The following is a 16,391-nucleotide window of genomic DNA, read 5'->3' as shown; positions in this document are numbered from 1 at the left end:
ATCCAGGCAGCGCTACGCTGACAAGCCGCGCGCCGCCCCGGGTCACTTCGCTGCGCTCGTGATGACGGGTGGACGCGGTCCAGTGGACGTCGTGTCAGAGCCGCGACACGTAGGCCGCGAGATCCTGGATGTCGGCCTCGCTCAGCCCCTGCGCGACCTCGTTCATGGCGGGGTCGTAGCCGGGCCGGGCGTTCGACTTGTAGCCGGCGAGCGCCTTGGCGAGATACTCCTCCCGCTGCGCCCGGATTCGCGGGATCGCGTCCCGGCCCGCGAGATCCGGCCCGTGGCAGGAGTTGCACTGGTGCTTGGCGACGAGCGCCTGCGCGCGCGCCGTCACGGCCGCATCGGCCGGCGGCCCGGACCGGTCGGGCGGCGGCAGCGTCGCAACCGCGTCGGCGTAGGCGCGCAGGTCGTCGTCGGAGAAGCCCGCCGCGACCTCGTTCATCGGCGGCGCCTCCCGCTGCTTCTCGCGGAACTGGAAGAGCTGCGTCACGACGTAGTCCGGGAGCTGCCCCCCCAGCGAGGGCACGCCCTCCGTCGCCGAGGTACCGGCCCCGTGGCAGCCGATGCAGGGCGCGAGGCGCTCCTGCGTGGCCGCGTCCGGGGCGGCGAGCGCGCCGCCCGCGAGCAGCAGGCCGCCGAGGGCCGTGGCCGGTCCGCGGAGCGCGCGCAGGTGACGGCGCATCACTGGCCGTAGCTGACGCGGTAGATCGCGCCGTTGTAGTCGTCGGAGACGAGCAGCGATCCGTCCTTGGCGACCAGCACGTCGACGGGCCGGCCGACATACTTGTTGTCTTGGAGGAAGCCGGTCAGGAACGGCTCGACCGCGGCGATCTTGCCGTCAGCTCCGGGCTTGGCCACGACCACGTCACCGCCGAGCTTGGTCGTGCGGTTCCACGAGCCGTGCCGGGCGACGAACATCGCGTCGCGGTAGGCCTCCGGGAACTGCGTCCCTGTGTAGAACCGCAGACCGAGGGAGGCCGTGTGCGGGCCGAGGAGCGCCGCCGGCGCGGTGAATTCCGAGCAGGCATGGCCCCAGCCGTATTCCGGATCCGTGAACGTGCCCTGGTGGCAGTACGGATAGCCGAAATGCTGCTTGCCCGGTTCCGTAAGGACGTTCAGCTCGTCGTTCGGGATGTCCTCCGAGACCCAGTCGCGGCCGTTATCGGTGAACCAGAGCTGCTTGGTCTTCGGGTTCCAGTCGAACCCGACGGTGTTGCGCACGCCGCGGGCGATCACCTCGGCGTTCTTGCCGTCGAGGTCCATGCGCCGGATCTGCGCGTGCGTGTCCGGCGGCATCACGATGTTGCCCGGCGCGCCGACCGGGACGTAGAGCTTGTTGTCCGGGCCGATGGCGATGAACTTCCAGCCGTGGGCCTCGTCCTTCGGCAGGTCGTCGTAGACCAGGGTCGGCTTCGCCGCGCCGTCGAGATGGTTGGCGATGTCGTCGTAGCGCCAGATCTTCGAGAGTTCGGCCACGTAGAGCGCGCCGTCGTGGTACGCGACGCCGTTCGGCCGGTGCAGCCCCGTCGCGATGGTCTTCACCGCGCGCTTCCCGTCGCCGTCCGCCTTCGGCAGCACCGCGTAGACCTTGCCCACCGTCCGGGTGCCCACGTAGAGCGTGCCGTCCGGTGCCTGGGTCATCTCGCGGGCGTTGGCGAGGCCGCTGGCGTAGACCTCGATCTTGAAGCCCTCCGGCACCTTCAGCTTGTCGAGCGGCAGCTTGGCGGCCGCGGTCGCCAGCGGCGGTCCGGCCACCGGTGCGAGCCTGGCCGCGGCGCCGCCCTCGGGCCGGCCGTAGAGGGCCGAGCCGCGATCGACCTGCACGCTGGGAGGCGGGGCTGCGGTCGCGGGCGTCTCCTGCGCGGCGACCGGGCCCGATCCCATCAGGCCGAGACCGAGTCCGGCGAGGGCGGCGAGGCTGCGGGTCAGGATCGGCTGGCTGATCGGCGTCATGGTGTCTCCCGGTGGGGGCGGCCTCGCGGACCGCCCGCCTGCTCTGCACTCTTTATTCAACGGTCGGCCGGGCAGCGCGACCGGGCAGGATGGCGCAGAGGCGACACTCCGCTGCCACCGTAACGGGGGACGGGACCGGGCGCGGCGCCGCGTCCACCGGGGCCATCGTCGGCTGTCGCGTCGGCTCACCTTGCGTTTTGGGCGACGATCTCCGAAAACGCCCCCCGTCCGGGAAGCTTAGGCTTGGCCGGGGCTGCCGGCCGTCCGCCGGGGCCCGGCCGACGCGGCGTTCCGATCCGGTTCGAGGACACGTATCGATGATCGATTACGCGCAGGCGCGGCGGATGATGGTCGACTGCCAGTTGCGGACCTTCGACGTGAACGACAACACGGTCCTCGACGCGTTCGACACCGTGCCGCGCGAGGCCTTCGTGCCGAAGGGCCGCGAGCCCTTCGCGTATATCGACCAGACCCTGACTCTCGGCGAGGCGGCCGGCGAGACCCGCTGCATGCCGGCCCCGATGGTCGTGGCCCGGATGATCCAGGCCCTGCGGGTCCGACCGGGCGTGGCCGCCCTCGACGTCGCCACTGGCTACGGCTACGCCGCCGCGATCATGGCGCAGCTCGGCGCGCAGGTCACGGCCCTGGAATCGGTGCCCGATCTCGCCGCGGCGGCGCGCACCCGGCTCGGCGCCTCCGCCCAGGTCGTCGAGGGCCCGATCGCCGATGGCGCCCCCAAGCACGGCCCGTTCGACGTCATCCTGATCAACGGGCGCGTCGAGGTCCGGCCGCAGGCGCTGCTGAACCAGCTCAAGGACGACGGCCGTCTGGTCTGCGTGTTCGGCCCGCACCGCAACGCCAAGGTGACGCTCTTCGTGCGCGCCGGCGACGCGTTCGGGGCCCGGCCGCTGTTCGACGCGTCGCTGCCCGGTCTCGAGGCCTTCGCGGCGGAAGCCGGCTTCGCGTTCTGACAGCGCGCCGCCGGATCGCTTCCGCTTCCGTCCGCGCGGGCGGCTCCGCGGCGGCGCGGGCAGGCTCCGATCAGCCCAGCCTGTAATCCCCCAGCCGGGCCCGACGGGCGCTCCGACGATAGGCCATGACCGATTCGGGCCAGAGGGTGCTGTTGCGCCCGCTCGCGTCGAGGTACCAGCTGCGACAGCCGCCGGCCTGCCAGATGCTATCGGCCATGCGGCTGTGGATCCGGTCGACGAACCGGGCCTGGGCCTCCGGCCGGACCTCGACGGTGCTCGACCCGCGGCGCAGGGCCTTCAGGCAGTCGAGGACGTGCTGCACCTGGATCTCGATCATCGAGACGACCGAGTTGTGGCCCAGCCCGGTATTCGGCCCGAGCAGCATGAAGAAGTTGGGAAATCCCGCGACCGTGATGCCCTGGTAGGCACCCACGCCGTCGGCCCAGGCTTCGGTCAGGCTCCGGCCTTCGCGGCCGACGAGGTGCATCCGCGCGAAGGTCGCGGCCACGTCGAAGCCCGTGGCGTAGACGATCACGTCGAGCCCGTGATGCTGCCCGGCGTCGGTGGTCAAGCCGGTCTCGGTGATCCGGGCGATGCCGTCCGTCTCCAGGGTGACGTTCGGGCGCTGGAGCGCGGGGTAGTACTCGTCGGAGATCAGCACCCGCTTGCAGCCGAGCCGGTAGTTCGGCGTCAGCTTCGCCCTCAGGGCCTTGTCGGGGACAGCCTTGGCGAGATGGTGCCGCGCTAGGGATTCGGCCTGGCCGGTGAGCTTCGAGACCTTGGTGAAGCCGAGCAGCGCCCGCACCTCGTGCAGCCAGAACAGCCGCGCCCGCTCGAGCCGCCGGCTGAGCGGCAGGCGCCGGTAGCGCTCCCGGGCCCGTTCCGCGATGGCGTGGTCGTTCTTGGGCATGATCCAGGGCGGGGTCCGCTGGAACAGCGTCAGGTGCGACGCGACGGCCGCGAGTTCCGGCACCACCTGGATCGCGCTCGCACCGGTGCCGATCACCCCGACGCGCTTGCCCGCCAGTGACACGGAATGATCCCAGGCCGCGGTGTGGAAGGCGGGCCTGGCGAACGCGTCGCGGCCCGGGATGTCCGGGTAGGCCGGATGGTGCAGCCCGCCCATGCCCGCGACGATCGCGCGCGCCGTGATCGGGCCCCGGTCAGTCTCAACGTGCCACAGGGCGCGCGCCGCGTCCCAGGTGGCGCCGGTGAAGGTCGTCCCGAGCTGGATGAGGGGCATCAGCCCGTTCCGCTCGGCAGTGTCCTGGAGGTAGGCGAGGATCTCCGGCTGCGGCGCGTACATCCGGCTCCAGTCGGCCTTCGGGGCGAAGGACAGCGAGTAGAGATGCGAGGGGATATCGCAGGCCGCCCCCGGGTAGGTGTTGTCGTGCCACGTGCCGCCGATGCCGTCGGCCTTCTCGATCACCCGCAGCGGGCCGATGCCCGCCTGCCGGCAGCGGATCGCCATCGCGAGCCCCGAGAAGCCGGCGCCGACGATCAGGACGGCCAGGGTCTCGGGCGCGGGCTCGGTCATCGTGGGGGGCTCCCGGACGGGGCGTGGGGCGCGTGCGCCGTCAGGAAGGCCGCGGCCTCGTCGAGGGAGGTCCGCGCTTCCGGCAGCACGCCGGCGGCGAATTGCCAAGCGTGGGAGACGACCGGGAACAGCTTGAGCTCGGTCTCGACGCCGGCCGCGCGGGCGCGCTCCGCCATGCGCACGGAATCGTCGCGCAGGACCTCGCGGGCGCCGACATGGAAGAGCAGCGGCGGGAAGCCGGTCGGGTCCCCGTAGAGCGGCGAGACCCGCGGATCGGCCGGATCGGCGGTGGTGCCCAGATACATCGGCCGGATCGCCGCGAGCGCCTGCGGGTCGAACATGGCGTCGCGCCACGCATTGGTCACCCGCGACCCGTCCTCGGAGACGAAGTCCGTGGCCGGCGAGAACAGGGCGGCCGCCCAGGGCATCGGCAGGCCGCGGGCCCGGGCCTGGCCCATCAGCACTAGGGCGAGGTTGCCGCCGGCCGACTCGCCCGCCACGCAGGCGGCGCCCTCGGCGCTGAACGCCGCCCAGACGGCCGTGACGTCGTCGACCGCCGCGGGGAACGGGTGCTCGGGGGCGAGGCGGTACTCGGGCGCGAAGATCGTGAAGCCCCGGTTCGCCAGCGCGCCGGTGACGGGACGGTGCGTGCGGGGCGAGCAGGCGATGAAGCCGCCGCCGTGGATGTAGAGCATCCGCCGGCCGGGGCCCGCCTTCGGCCGGACCCACTCGCCCTTCACGCCGCCGACGACGCCCGGCTCGTAGGTGACGCCCTTCGGATCGGGGAAGGTCGGCGCCTCGAAGATGCGGCGGAACGCGGCCGCATCCCGTGCCCGGGACAGGGGGCCGCGGACCCGGCTGCGGACCATGTAGGTGGCGAGATACGCGCGCAGGCTCGCCATCTCAGAGCGTCCCGCCGGACAGGCGCACGATCGTCTTCCAGTAGCCCACCGGCATCAGGCGCTGGATCAGCGCGGCGTTCTTGGCGTCCTTGCCGACGACGATCCGGGGCGCCCGGGCCTCGATGCCGCGGATGATGGCGGCGGCCGCGTCGGCGGGCGCCAGGGTCAGGAGCTTGCCGAAGGCCTCCCGCGCCTTCTCGTCCTCCACGGCCGCGCGCTTCGCCGCCTCCGGGTCGGTCGGCGGCCGCCGGCCGCGGGCGTTGCGGGAGATGGCGGTGGCGACGCCGCCCGGATGGACCACCGTCACCCCGAGGCCGGTGCCGGCGTACTCGTGCCGCAGGGCCTCGGAGAAGCCGCGCACCCCGAACTTGCTGGTGCAGTAGGCGACCTGCCCGGGCGGCGCGATCAGGCCGAACAGGCTCGACAGGTTGACGATCTGCGCCGCCGGCCGGGCGCGCAGCATCGGCAGGAAGGCGTGGCACATCCGCACGACGGCGCGCAGGTTGATGTCGAGCAGCCACTCGAAATCGTCGAGATGCGTCTCGTCGAACCGGCCGCCGAGGGCGACGCCGGCATTGTTGATCAGCAGGTCGAGGCGGCCGGACCGCTCGGCGACCCAGGCGGGCAGCGCGCGGATCCCCTCGGCATCCGTGAGGTCGAGGACGCGCGTCTCAACCGTGACGCCGCGGATCTGGGCGGCGACGGCCGCCAGGCCGGTCACGTCCCGGTCCACGAGGAGGAGGTTGCAGCCCTTCGCGGCGAGGCCCGCGGCCAGCGCCGCGCCGATGCCGCTCGCCGCGCCGGTGATCAGGGCCACCGCACCCGCGAGTTGGAACCGCTGTGCCAAACCGCGCCTCCCCGTGCCGCCGATCTGGATCGGGCGGTTCTCGGGGGATAGGCCCGGCCGGCGGGATTGTCTAGGGTGAACACCCTAGACGGGGACGGGGACATGTCGCGGGGCGAGGGTCGCAGGGGCGGGTGCGAGGCGGAGGTCGGCCCGGAGGTCGGCCCGGAGGCCGGTCCCGCGGCCGCGTCTGCCGACACGCGCACCCGGATCCTCGCCGTCAGCCTCGCGCTGTTCAATGCCCGCGGCCTCGGCCACGTCACGACGGCGGAGATCGCGGCCGCGGCGGGGATCCGCGAGGGCAATCTGCAGTACCATTTCCCGCGCAAGCGCGGGCTCGTCGAGGCTCTGTTCGCCGCCTTCGAGACCGAGGCCGTGGCGGTGGCGGGCCGCATGCCCGCCGACCCCGCGGCGCCGGAGGCGCTGCTCGCCTACCAGAGGTCTTGGTTCGACCTGATGTGGCGCTACCGCTGCGTCTATCGCGACGGCATCGCCATGGTGGAGATCGCGCCGGGCCTGCGCCCCCGGATCCACACGCTTCGGGCCGAGACCCAGGCGCTGGCCCGCGGCGTGTTCGAGGCGGCCGTGCGGGCGGGTCGGCTGCGCGTCGCCCCGGACGCCCTCGGGCGGCTCATCGACAACGCCTGGATCGTGTCGAGCCACTGGATGAGCCACCGCCTCCAGGGCGGCACCGCCCTGACGGAGGCGGACCGGGACTGGGGCTTCGCGCAGGTCCGCGACCTCTTCGCGCCCTATCTCGCGCCCGAGAGCCCCACTTGACGGCCACTGGCCCGATCCTTCCATGCGCTCCGGCCAAGCTCGGACCCGAAGGACGCGATGCTCGACCGCCTGACCCATGCCGGCCTCAGCCTGCTCGTGCTGCTCGCGGTCGCGTTCCTGTTCTCGACGAACCGGCGGGCGATCAGTCCCCGCGTGGTCCTCACGGGGCTGGCTTTGCAGGTCGGCCTCGGCGCGCTGGTCCTGTTCCTGCCCGCCGGGCAGGCCGCGCTGCGGACCGCCGCCGACGGGGTCGTCACCGTGCTGTCCTACGGTGACCGCGGCACGGCCTTCCTGTTCGGCGGGCTCGTCGAGCCCAAGATGTTCGAGCTGTTCGGCGGCTCGGGCTTCATCCTGGCCCTGCGGGTCCTGCCACAGATCCTCTACGTCTCCGCGCTGATCGGCGTGCTCTACCATCTCGGCGTGATGCAGGCGCTCGCCCGCGGGCTCGGCGCGGTGCTCCGGCGGATCCTCGGCACGTCGCCGATCGAGTCGTTCGCGGCGGTGATCACGATCGCCATCGGCCAGAGCGAGATCGCCGTCGCCCTGCGCCCGTTCCTCGCGCTGCTGACCGGGGCCGAACTGTTCGCCGTCATGTCGAGCGGCGCCGCGTCGACGGCGGGCTCGATCCTGGCCGGTTACGCGGCTCTCGGCGTGCCGATGACCTACCTGCTCGCGGCCTCCGTGATGGCGATTCCGGGGGGGCTCGTCTACGCCAAGATCCTCGTGCCCTCCACGGAGCCGACCCGGATCGCCACCACCCGGGTGGAGTTCGGCGAGACGCGGGCGGCCAACATCATCGAGGCGGCGGCCGACGGCACTCAGAAGGGGCTCGCGGTGGCCGTGTCGGTGGGGGCCATGCTGATCGCCTTCGTGGGGCTGATCGCCCTGGCGGACGGCCTGTTCGGCTTCCTCGGGAGCTGGCTGGGCTACCCCTCCGCATCGTTCGAGGGCGTTCTCGGTCGGGCGCTCGCCCCGCTGGCTTGGCTCCTGGGCGTCCCCTGGGACCACGCAACCCTCGTCGGCGGCGCGATCGGCCAGAAGCTCGCCTTCAACGAGTTCCTGGCCTACGCCAACCTGTCGCCGGTGCTGAAGGCCGGCACCCTGGAGCCGCGGGCGCAGGCGATCGCCTGCTTCGCCCTGTGCGGCTTCGCGAATTTCGCGTCGATCGCGATCCAGCTCGCGAGCTTCTCCAGCCTCGTCCCGGAGCGGCGCTCCGAGGTCGCCCGGTACGGCCTGCGGGCGATCCTCGCCGGGACGCTCTCGAACCTCACGAGCGCGGCGATCGCCGGGCTGTTCGTGGCGTGACCGATCAGGTGCCCTTGCGCGCCGCGAGCAGCAGCGCGTTCGGGCGCGTCCGCTTCGGCACCGGCAGGACGCGGTCGAGGACGGCGCCGACCCCGTACGCGAAGGCGAGCGCCGCCGCCCAGGACCACGTCCGCCGGAAGAAGCGGTCGCGGCAGCGCACGGGGCTGATCTTGGCCATCCAGTGGATCAGCGAATCGTGCCGGTCCATGCCGATGGCGTGGACGGCCTCGGGCGTGCAGCCGAGCGTCCCGGCCAGCGCCTCCAGGGCGTTGGGCGTCCACCATGTCAGGTGGTGGGGCGGCGCGTTGATGACGAAGTTCGGGATCGTGGTGTTGGGCGAGGGCCAGAGCGGGGTGCCGATCAGGACCGTGCCGCCCGGCTTGACGCAGGCCGCGAGCGCCCTGGCGAAACCCAGCGGGTCCGCCACGTGCTCGATCACCTGGAACGCGCAGGCGACGTCGTAGACCGGGCCGACGCGCGCCGCGTGCGCCTCCACGGTCTCGTCGAGGATCGCGCCGGTCGGGTCCTCGGCGGAGAAGTTCGGGTCGAGGCCGGTATAGGTGGCGTCCGGCATGTAGGCGCGGAACCCGCCGTGGCCGCAGCCGACATCGAGCACCCGGGCGCCCGACGGCACGTGCGCGGCGGCCTGGCGGAACTCCAGGCGCTCCGTCTCCGGTCCGGCGAGCTTATCGTGCGCCGCGATCCGGCCGTAGAACGCCCGGTAGAAGGCCGCGTCACCGCCCACCGGCGGGTCGAAGAAGAGCAGCCCGGTCGGGGATTCCCAGAGCCGGAACGTGCCGGCGGGGCGCAGCAGCGGCCCGACATCGACGCGGCCGGAATAGTGCCACAGGAGGGTGAGGAAGGCGGCGTCCAGGCGCTCGACGCAGCGCAGGGCGGGAGCGCCGGTGATCGGGCAGGGCGGTATCGCCTGATCGGCCATGCGCGCGCTCTCTGCCAAACCGGTCCTCGCTCGTTCCGCAAGCCCGGATGGTCCGGGATCGCCGCAGCGGCACAGGTTCGGCGCGGTCCGTCAAGCCGAGGCGCGCCTGCTGTCGAGCGCGCACAGAAAAGGCGCCGCTTCGGATGAAGCGGCGCCCGCGAACGTCTGAGCGACGTCTTAGTGGAAGGTGTCGATCTCAGCCGACTCGTAGCTGGTGACTTCCATGCCGACGCAGATCTCGGAGACGACGGGGGCGGACCAAGCCATGATTTCCTCCAGGTAAATTGAAGCGATGGATAGAGGGTCAACGGAGGCCGGAGCGACGCGCGCTCCAGGCCGCGCGACTTAGTGGAACGTGTCGATCTCGGCCGACTCGTAGCTGGTGACTTCCATGCCGACGCAGATCTCGGACACGATCGGGGCGGACCAGGCCATGGCGTTTCTCCTCGCTGTTGGTGAGACCCATATAGGCAATATCTTGGACGCAATACAAGCGAGCACAACACTTATATTTCTCATAGGGAGCCCGGCCGTGTGCCGCCCCGCGGCCGCCCCGTGACTGCGCATCGGCGCCCCGTGGCCGCGCGGCCACCCGCCCGAGCCCTGTTCGGCATCGGCTGCGGATGGGCGCGGTTTCGGCTTGACGGGCCCTGCGCGCGGGCGCACGACGCACCCGCGCGACGGTGTCCCCGACGGTGTCGCGCTCCCATTCCAGCAGCGACCCGCGAAGCGACGTGCCCGACCGATCGTGCCTGCCGTGCCCGGCCCCATGCCGTCGTCCCGCCTGAGCCGCTGAGAGGCCTGGCCGCGGGGCGACCGACGCGGCGGCCGGTCACGGCCCTGAACCCAGGATGACCGGCGCCGCGTCGCCTCGTAACCACGAGGCGAGGCCATGAACGAGATCGCCCCCTTCGACACGCGCGTCGATCCCTCCGTGTTGGCCGCACGCCTGTCGGACGAACGGGCGCCCGACATCGTCGAGGCCCTGAACGACGAGGCTCCCGAGGTCGCCGCCGCCATCCTGCTCGGCCTGCCGACGGAGCGGGCGATCGAGGTGCTGGACCAGCCTGAACTCGACTGCGCCGCCGACATCATCGAGATGCTGCCGCGGGACCGGGTCGCCGGCTACCTATCGGGCATGTCGGCCGACCGGGTCACGGACGTGTTCCGCGAGATCGAGGAGCCGGGCCGCTCCGACCTGCGCGCCCGCCTCGACGCCGAGACCCGCGGTGCCGTCGACCGGCTCTCGGCGTACGGCGAGGAGACCGTGGGCTCGCTGATGACCACCGAGTTCGTCACCGTGCCGGGCACCTGGACGGTGGGCCAGACGCTGGAGCACATCCGCCACGTCGAGAAGACCCGCGAGACGATCTACGCGATCTTCGTGCTCGACCCGCGCACCCGCGCGCTCACCAAGGCGGTGCCCCTGCGGCGCCTGATCTCGGGGGACCCGAGCGACAACGTGCTCAGCGTCGCGCCGGGGCGCCGGCCGCTCGCGGTCTCACCGACGGCCAGCCGCGAGGAGGCGGCCCGGCTGATCTCCAAGTACGACCTCCTGGCGCTGCCGGTGGTCGACGCGGTCGGCCACGTGATCGGCATCGTCACCGTCGACGACATGATCGACGCGATGATCGAGAAGCAGACGCAGGACGTGCAGCGCTTCGGCGGCATGGAGGCGCTGCCCGAGCCCTACATGGATATCGGCTTCTTCACGATGATCCGGAAGCGCGCCGGCTGGCTGTGCGCGCTGTTCCTGTCGGAGATGCTCACGGCCTCGGCCATGCAGGGCTTCGAGGGCGAGCTGGAGAAGGCGATCGTCCTGACCCTGTTCATCCCGCTGATCATGAGCTCCGGCGGCAATTCCGGCTCGCAGGCGACCTCGCTGCTGATCCGGGCGCTGGCGCTGCACCAGATCCGCCTGCGCGACTGGTGGCGGGTGGCGCTGCGCGAGTTGCCCACCGGCATCGTCCTCGGCGCGATCCTCGGCGTGATCGCGGTGGTCCGGATCGTGGCGTGGCAGAAGCTCGGCCTCTACGATTACGGCGCGCACTGGCCGCTGGTCGCCGCCACGGTCGGTGCGGCCCTCGTCGGGATCGTGACCTTCGGCTCCCTCGCGGGCTCGATGCTGCCGTTCCTGCTCCAGCGGATCGGCTTCGATCCGGCCACCGCCTCGGCGCCCTTCGTGGCGACGCTGGTCGATGTCACCGGCCTCGTCATCTACTTCTCGGTGGCGCTGCTGATCCTGCGCGGGACTCTGCTGTAGGGGAGGTGGCCGCGCCTCAGCGCGCCACCGCCTCGGCCAGGCGCTTGCGCTGCACCTTGCCGTTCGCGGTGCGCGGCAGGGCGTCGAGGAAGCGGATCTCCCGCGGGCGCTTGTAGGCCGCGAGCCGCTCGGCGCACCACGCCAGAAGACCCTCCGCGTCGGGCTCGGCGTCCGGCTGGAGCACCACGAAGCCGCAGATGACCGAGACGTCCGCCCGGACCGGCAGCTCGGCGACGCCCACCTCCGCCACGGACGGGTGGGTCGAGAGCGCCGCCTCCACCTCATTGGGCGAGACCCGGTAGCCCATCGCCTTCATCAGGTCGTTGTTGCGGCCCTCGAACCAGAGGTAGCCGTCGGCGTCGAGGTGGGCGAGGTCGCCGCCGACGAACCAGTCGCCGCGCATCACCTCGGCCTCCTCCTCGGGGCGGTTCCAGTAGCCGAGCATCAGCGCAGGCTCGGTGCGGTGGACGGCGAGGAGACCGCTCTCGCCGGCCGGGAGCGGCACCGGCTCGCCCGCCACGGGCAGGATCGCCACAAGCCGGCCGGGCTGCGGCTTGCCGGGCGAGCCGGGGCGCACCGGGACGGTCGGCCCGCTGGAGATGTAGGTCGAGATCTCGCTCATCCCGAGCGCCTCGTAGAGGGGCTTCCCGGTGGCCTGACCCCAGGCCTCCAGCAGCTCTACCGCCAGGGGCTCTCCGGCCGTGCAGCCGTGGCGCAGGCTCGACAGGTCGTGGGCGCCGAGGTCGCCGTACTTCAGGATCTGGCGGTAGAGCGTCGGGACGGCGGCGAACAGGGTCGCGCCGTAGGCGGCGATCAGGCGCGGCCAGACCCCGGGATCGCGCGGGCCGTTGTAGAGCACCGCGGTCGCGCCCACCGACCAGGGATCGCTCAGCCCGACGCCGAGCGTGTAGGTCCAGTTCATGGTGCCGGCGTGGAGCATCACGTCGGTCTCGGTGAGCCCGAGCCAGTGGTCGAGCATCGGGCGGCGTCCGTAGGCGGCGCGGTGGGCGTGCAGCACGCCCTTGGGCCGGCTCGTCGTGCCGGAGGTGTAGATCAGCATCGCCGGGTCGTCGGCGGCGGTGTCGGCGTAGTCGGGCAGGGGCGGGCCGGCCTTCATCCGCGCGACGGCGGCGGCGTCGAGGAGCAGGCGGCCGCCCAGTGCCTCGGGCGCGACGGTGCAGCCGCTGCCGATCACCACGGCGGCGGCGCCGGAATTCTCCATCAGGAACGCCGCCTCGGCCTCAGTCAGCTGCGGCGAGGACGGCAGGGCCACGAGGCCCGCCGCCAGGGCGCCGAAATAGACGAGGACGTAATCGGCCTCATTGCCCATGCGGATCATCACCCGGTCGCCAGGTCTCAGGCCGAGGCCGAGGAGACCCGCCGCGATGCCGCGCACCGCCCGCTCGACGGCGCCGAAACTGAGGCGCTCGGCGGTGCCGTCGCCGACCATGATCAGGGCGGTCTTGTCCGGTCGCAGGCGCGCGTTCTCGGCCAGGCAGTACCGCGCCGCGTTGAAGCGGGCCGGCGGACGGCGATCATCGTGCTGGCTGTCGGACACCGGACGCTCCCCCCGCGGGCTTATCGCCGCGTGTCCCGCCTGGACGCGCCTGCGTCAACTGGGGCGGACGCCCCGCGAGCGCGCGCGGCCTCCGGGGAGGCCGTCGCTCACGTCCGCCGCTGCGCTTGGCCCTCCTGCTCCTCGAAGCCCTTGAGCATCTTGTCGAGGGTCATCGGGTAGTCGCGGACCCGGATCCCGGTGGCGTTGTAGATGGCGTTGGCGAGCGAGGCGCCGGCGCCGCAGATGCCGAGCTCGCCGAGCCCCTTGCTCTTCAACGGGTTCGCCTTGTCGTCGAGTTCCGGGAGGAACACCGCGTCGATCTCCGGGAGGTCGGCGTGGACCGGGACGTGGTACTCGGCCATGTCGTGGTTGACGAAGTAGCTGTAGCGCGGGTCGACCACGGCATCCTCCATCAGAGCGGCGCCGACGCCGAAGGTCATGCCGCCGATCGCCTGGCTGCGCGCGGTCTTAGCGTTCAGGATGCGCCCGCCGGTGAACACCCCGAGCATCCGCCGCAGCCGGATCTCGCCGGTATCGACGTCGACCCCGACCTCGGCGAAGTGGGCGCCGTAGGAGTACTGCGAGAATTTCTGCTTCATCTCGCCGGGCTTGATCTCGCCGGAGGCCTCCAGCCCGGACTTGGCGAGGTCGGTGAGCGACTCCGTGCGGTTGCCGGACGTGACCGCGCCGTCGCGGAAGACGGCGCCGTCCGGGTTCAGGTCGCCGGCCTTGAGCAGGGCCTGTCGGAGGTTGTCGCAGGCGACGTAGAGCGCCGAGCCCGCCGAGCCGGCGCCGAAGGATCCCCCGGAGCCGGCCGCGAACGGGAAGTCGGTGTCGCCCATCTCGACCCGCACGCGCTCGGGCGGGAGCCCCAGCATCTCGCCGGCGATCTGGGTCAGGATCGTGTAGGTGCCGGTGCCGGGATCGGTCATCGCCATCCGCACCACCAGCACGCCGTCCGGCCCGAGCCTGACCTTCGCGGCGGACGGCATCAGCGGGTTGAGGCGCGCGGCCGCCGACATGCCCATGCCGACGAGCCAGCTGCCCTCGCGCCGGGAGCCCGCGGCCTGCCGCTTGTCCCAGCCGAACAGGCGCGCGCCCTCGCGCATGCACGGAACCAGCTTGCGGGTCGAGAACGGGACCTTCTTCTCAGGATCCTCGGCCGGCTCGTTGCGCACCCGGAGCTCGATCGGGTCGATCTTCAACTGCTCGGCGAGCTCGTCCATGGCGCACTCGAAGGCGAGCTGGCCCACGGCCTCGCCGGGCGCGCGCATCGCCGAGGCGATCGGCATGTTGAGGTTCACCAGCCTGTGGCGCGTCACGCGGTTCTGCGCGGCGTACAGGGAGCGGGTGACGTTGGCCGAGGTCTCGAAGAACCCGTCGCCCTCCGCGGTGTCGGACCACGATTCGTGGCTGATGGCCGAGAGCCGGCCGTCCTGGTCGGCGCCGAGGCGGATCCGCTGGATCGTGTCGGTCCGGTGGGTCGCGACGTGGAACTCCTGCTGCCGGGTGAGCGCCACCTTCACGGGGCGCTGGATCACCTTCGAGGCCAGGATCGCGAGCGTCGCCTCCGGCTGGGCCTGCAGCTTCGAGCCGAAGCCGCCGCCGATATACGGGCTGACGATCCGCACCTTCTCGGGGGGCAGCTTGAGCACCGAGCCGAGGGATTTCTGGCCGCGATTCGGCATCTGGTTGGCCGTGTGGAGCACGACGCCGTCGCCTTCCCAGGACGCGATGGTCGCGTGCGGCTCCATCTGCGCGTGGATCTGGTTCGGGGTGACGTACTCCACGTCGAGCTTCACCGGCGCGGCCGCGAAGGCGGCGTCGAAGTCGCCGAGCTTCGAATCCGGCGGCGAGTTGACCGGCTTCGGCTCGTAGGCCGCCGCCAGGCTGCCCCTGAGCAGCCCCTTGGGCTTGGCCGCGTCGTACCGGACCTCGACCAGCATCGCGGCGGCGCGGGCCTGCTCGAAGGTCTCGGCAACCACGAAGGCAACCGGCTGCCCGTAGAACCGGACCTCCGTCCCCTGGAGCTGCGGCCAGACCTGCTCCTTCTTCTCGCCCTGCTCCGGAACGTTCTCGTGGGTCATCACCAGGATCGCGCCGGGCGCCTTGCGGGCGGCCTCAGCGTCGATCGACCGGATCGTGCCCGCCGCGATCGTGGCCGGCACGATAAATCCGTAGGCGGGGTTCTGCAGTGCCCGGGTCTCGTACGCGTAGGGCGCGTGGCCCGTGACCTTGAGCTTGCCCTCGACCCGGTCGAGGGGCTTGCCGACGAGGCCGTCGGGCCGGTCGTCGAGGGGCGTCCGGCCGATCGGCTGGTTCATCTCCATGGGAACGGTCCTTGCCGGGATCTACGCGCGGGTCGCCTGCGCCACGACGGCCCGGAGGGTCCGGCGCGTCAGCGGGATCTTGAAGTCGTTGCTGCCGTAGCCGCGGGCGCCCTTGAGCACCGCGTCGGCGGCGGCGTCGGCGGAGCCGGTCTGGACCAGCGCCGCCTCGGCCTCGGCCACGCGCCAGGGCTTGTGCGCGAGGCCGCCGAAGGCGAGTCGCGCCGCCTGAGGCTTGCCGCCCTCGGCGCCCGCGATCACGGCGGCCACCGACACGGTCGCGAACGCGTAGGACGCCCGGTCGCGGACCTTCCTGTAGATGTGCGTGCCGGACACCGGCTTCGGCAGCGTCACGGCCGTGATGATCTCGCCCTTGCGCAGCTCGGTCTCGATGTGCGGCGTGTCGCCGGGCAGCCGGTGGAAGTCGGCGATCGGGATGCGGCGCGTCTGCCCGTCCGGGTTGACGGTCTCCACCGTCGCGTCGAGGGCCCGCATGGCGACGTTCATGTCGGACGGGTTGGTGGCGATGCAGGCCTCGCTCGCGCCGACCACAGCCATGATGCGGTTGAACCCGCCGATCGCCGAGCAGCCCGAGCCGGGCTCGCGCTTATTGCAGGGCATGGCCGTGTCGTAGAAGTAGTAGCAGCGGGTCCGCTGGAGCAGGTTGCCGGCGGTGGTCGCCTTGTTGCGCAGCTGCCCCGAGGCGCCGGCCAGAAGCGCCTTCGCCAACACGGCGTAGTCCTTCCGGACCCGCGGGTCGGCGGCGAGGTCGGCGTTGCGCACGAGCGCGCCGATGCGCAGGCCGCCATCCTGCGTGGCCTCGACCTTGTCGAGCGGCAGCCGGTTGACGTCGATCAGCGTGGCCGGGGTCTCGATCTGGAGCTTCATCAGGTCGAGCAGGTTGGTGCCGCCGGCGATGAACTTGGCGTTCGGCCGCTCGGCCGCGAGCTTGGCGGCGTCCTGCACGGTGGCGGGGCGCTCGTAGGCAAAGGCCTTCATCTCCGCCTC

At 72.0% G+C, this 16,391-nt stretch carries 15 protein-coding genes; 4 read left to right on the top strand and 11 right to left on the bottom strand.

Translation table 11 applies throughout. The features are described from left to right. Nucleotides 1-94 precede the first annotated feature (94 nt). Together MMR14E_RS03405 and MMR14E_RS03400 are read right to left on the bottom strand one after the other, a co-directional pair. On the bottom strand, nt 95-685 hold the full coding sequence (locus tag MMR14E_RS03405) for a c-type cytochrome (protein WP_331312816.1): 591 nt from the start codon (nt 683-685) through the stop codon (nt 95-97). Beyond that, complete coding sequence (locus MMR14E_RS03400; RefSeq protein WP_331312815.1) at nt 685-1,956, bottom strand: PQQ-dependent sugar dehydrogenase; 1,272 nt, start codon at nt 1,954-1,956, stop codon at nt 685-687. The genes MMR14E_RS03405 and MMR14E_RS03400 overlap by 1 nt, the downstream gene beginning before the upstream one ends. A 317-nt stretch (nt 1,957-2,273) precedes the next feature. On the opposite strand from MMR14E_RS03400, the gene MMR14E_RS03395 reads away from it, so the two are divergent. Beyond that, nucleotides 2,274-2,927: a protein-L-isoaspartate O-methyltransferase gene (locus tag MMR14E_RS03395; RefSeq protein WP_331312814.1), complete on the top strand. Its 654-nt coding sequence runs from the start codon at nt 2,274-2,276 to the stop codon at nt 2,925-2,927. Nucleotides 2,928-2,997: 70 nt separating this feature from the next. Here the strand turns inward: MMR14E_RS03395 and MMR14E_RS03390 are convergent, their stop codons facing one another. Genes MMR14E_RS03390 through MMR14E_RS03380 form a run of 3 tightly spaced genes read right to left on the bottom strand, consistent with a single transcriptional unit; the run spans nt 2,998 to nt 6,213 of the window. Further along, nucleotides 2,998-4,464 carry an NAD(P)/FAD-dependent oxidoreductase gene (locus tag MMR14E_RS03390; RefSeq protein WP_331312813.1) on the bottom strand — a complete coding sequence of 489 codons (1,467 nt, stop codon included), beginning with the start codon at nt 4,462-4,464 and terminating at the stop codon, nt 2,998-3,000. Next, the gene (locus tag MMR14E_RS03385) at nt 4,461-5,366 is read right to left on the bottom strand and encodes an alpha/beta hydrolase (protein WP_331312812.1); all 906 of its coding nucleotides are present in this window, start codon (nt 5,364-5,366) and stop codon (nt 4,461-4,463) included. The genes MMR14E_RS03390 and MMR14E_RS03385 overlap by 4 nt, the downstream gene beginning before the upstream one ends. 1 nt (nt 5,367) lies before the next feature. Then, on the bottom strand, nt 5,368-6,213 hold the full coding sequence (locus MMR14E_RS03380; RefSeq protein ID WP_331312811.1) for an SDR family NAD(P)-dependent oxidoreductase: 846 nt from the start codon (nt 6,211-6,213) through the stop codon (nt 5,368-5,370). A 75-nt stretch (nt 6,214-6,288) separates the two neighbouring features. On the opposite strand from MMR14E_RS03380, the gene MMR14E_RS03375 reads away from it, so the two are divergent. Next, nucleotides 6,289-6,990, top strand: coding sequence for a TetR/AcrR family transcriptional regulator (locus MMR14E_RS03375; RefSeq protein ID WP_331312810.1), 702 nt, complete (start codon nt 6,289-6,291; stop codon nt 6,988-6,990). 57 nt (nt 6,991-7,047) lie between these two features. After that, nucleotides 7,048-8,295, top strand: coding sequence for a NupC/NupG family nucleoside CNT transporter (locus MMR14E_RS03370; RefSeq protein WP_331312809.1), 1,248 nt, complete (start codon nt 7,048-7,050; stop codon nt 8,293-8,295). A 4-nt stretch (nt 8,296-8,299) separates the two neighbouring features. On the opposite strand, the gene MMR14E_RS03365 is transcribed toward MMR14E_RS03370, so the two are convergent. The 3 genes from MMR14E_RS03365 to pqqA (MMR14E_RS03355) all read right to left on the bottom strand — a co-directional run bounded on the left by MMR14E_RS03365 (nt 8,300) and on the right by pqqA (MMR14E_RS03355) (nt 9,670). Beyond that, the gene (locus MMR14E_RS03365) at nt 8,300-9,235 is read right to left on the bottom strand and encodes a class I SAM-dependent methyltransferase (RefSeq protein ID WP_331312808.1); all 936 of its coding nucleotides are present in this window, start codon (nt 9,233-9,235) and stop codon (nt 8,300-8,302) included. A 177-nt stretch (nt 9,236-9,412) separates the two neighbouring features. Next, entirely contained in the window at nt 9,413-9,502 is a 90-nt protein-coding gene (gene pqqA, locus MMR14E_RS03360; RefSeq protein WP_020090597.1) for a pyrroloquinoline quinone precursor peptide PqqA, read from the bottom strand. A gap of 78 nt (nt 9,503-9,580) precedes the next feature. After that, the gene (pqqA, locus tag MMR14E_RS03355; protein ID WP_041372433.1) at nt 9,581-9,670 is read right to left on the bottom strand and encodes a pyrroloquinoline quinone precursor peptide PqqA; all 90 of its coding nucleotides are present in this window, start codon (nt 9,668-9,670) and stop codon (nt 9,581-9,583) included. A gap of 457 nt (nt 9,671-10,127) precedes the next feature. Between pqqA (MMR14E_RS03355) and mgtE the strand changes: the two genes are divergently transcribed. Then, complete coding sequence (mgtE, locus tag MMR14E_RS03350; RefSeq protein ID WP_331312807.1) at nt 10,128-11,498, top strand: magnesium transporter; 1,371 nt, start codon at nt 10,128-10,130, stop codon at nt 11,496-11,498. A 16-nt stretch (nt 11,499-11,514) separates the two neighbouring features. Here the strand turns inward: mgtE and MMR14E_RS03345 are convergent, their stop codons facing one another. The 3 genes from MMR14E_RS03345 to MMR14E_RS03335 form a co-directional block, all read right to left on the bottom strand. After that, the gene (locus MMR14E_RS03345; RefSeq protein WP_331312806.1) at nt 11,515-13,056 is read right to left on the bottom strand and encodes an acyl-CoA synthetase; all 1,542 of its coding nucleotides are present in this window, start codon (nt 13,054-13,056) and stop codon (nt 11,515-11,517) included. Nucleotides 13,057-13,163: 107 nt separating this feature from the next. Continuing rightward, the gene (locus MMR14E_RS03340; RefSeq protein WP_331312805.1) at nt 13,164-15,386 is read right to left on the bottom strand and encodes a xanthine dehydrogenase family protein molybdopterin-binding subunit; all 2,223 of its coding nucleotides are present in this window, start codon (nt 15,384-15,386) and stop codon (nt 13,164-13,166) included. Between the two features lie 21 nt (nt 15,387-15,407). Beyond that, entirely contained in the window at nt 15,408-16,382 is a 975-nt protein-coding gene (locus MMR14E_RS03335; protein WP_331312804.1) for a xanthine dehydrogenase family protein subunit M, read from the bottom strand. Nucleotides 16,383-16,391 lie beyond the last annotated feature (9 nt).

The organism is Methylobacterium mesophilicum, assembly GCF_036441335.1.
Taxonomy (GTDB): Bacteria; Pseudomonadota; Alphaproteobacteria; order Rhizobiales; family Beijerinckiaceae; genus Methylobacterium; species Methylobacterium mesophilicum_B.
The sequence above is the reverse complement of the archived record's forward strand: the minus strand, read 5'-3'. Positions and strand labels throughout refer to the sequence as shown.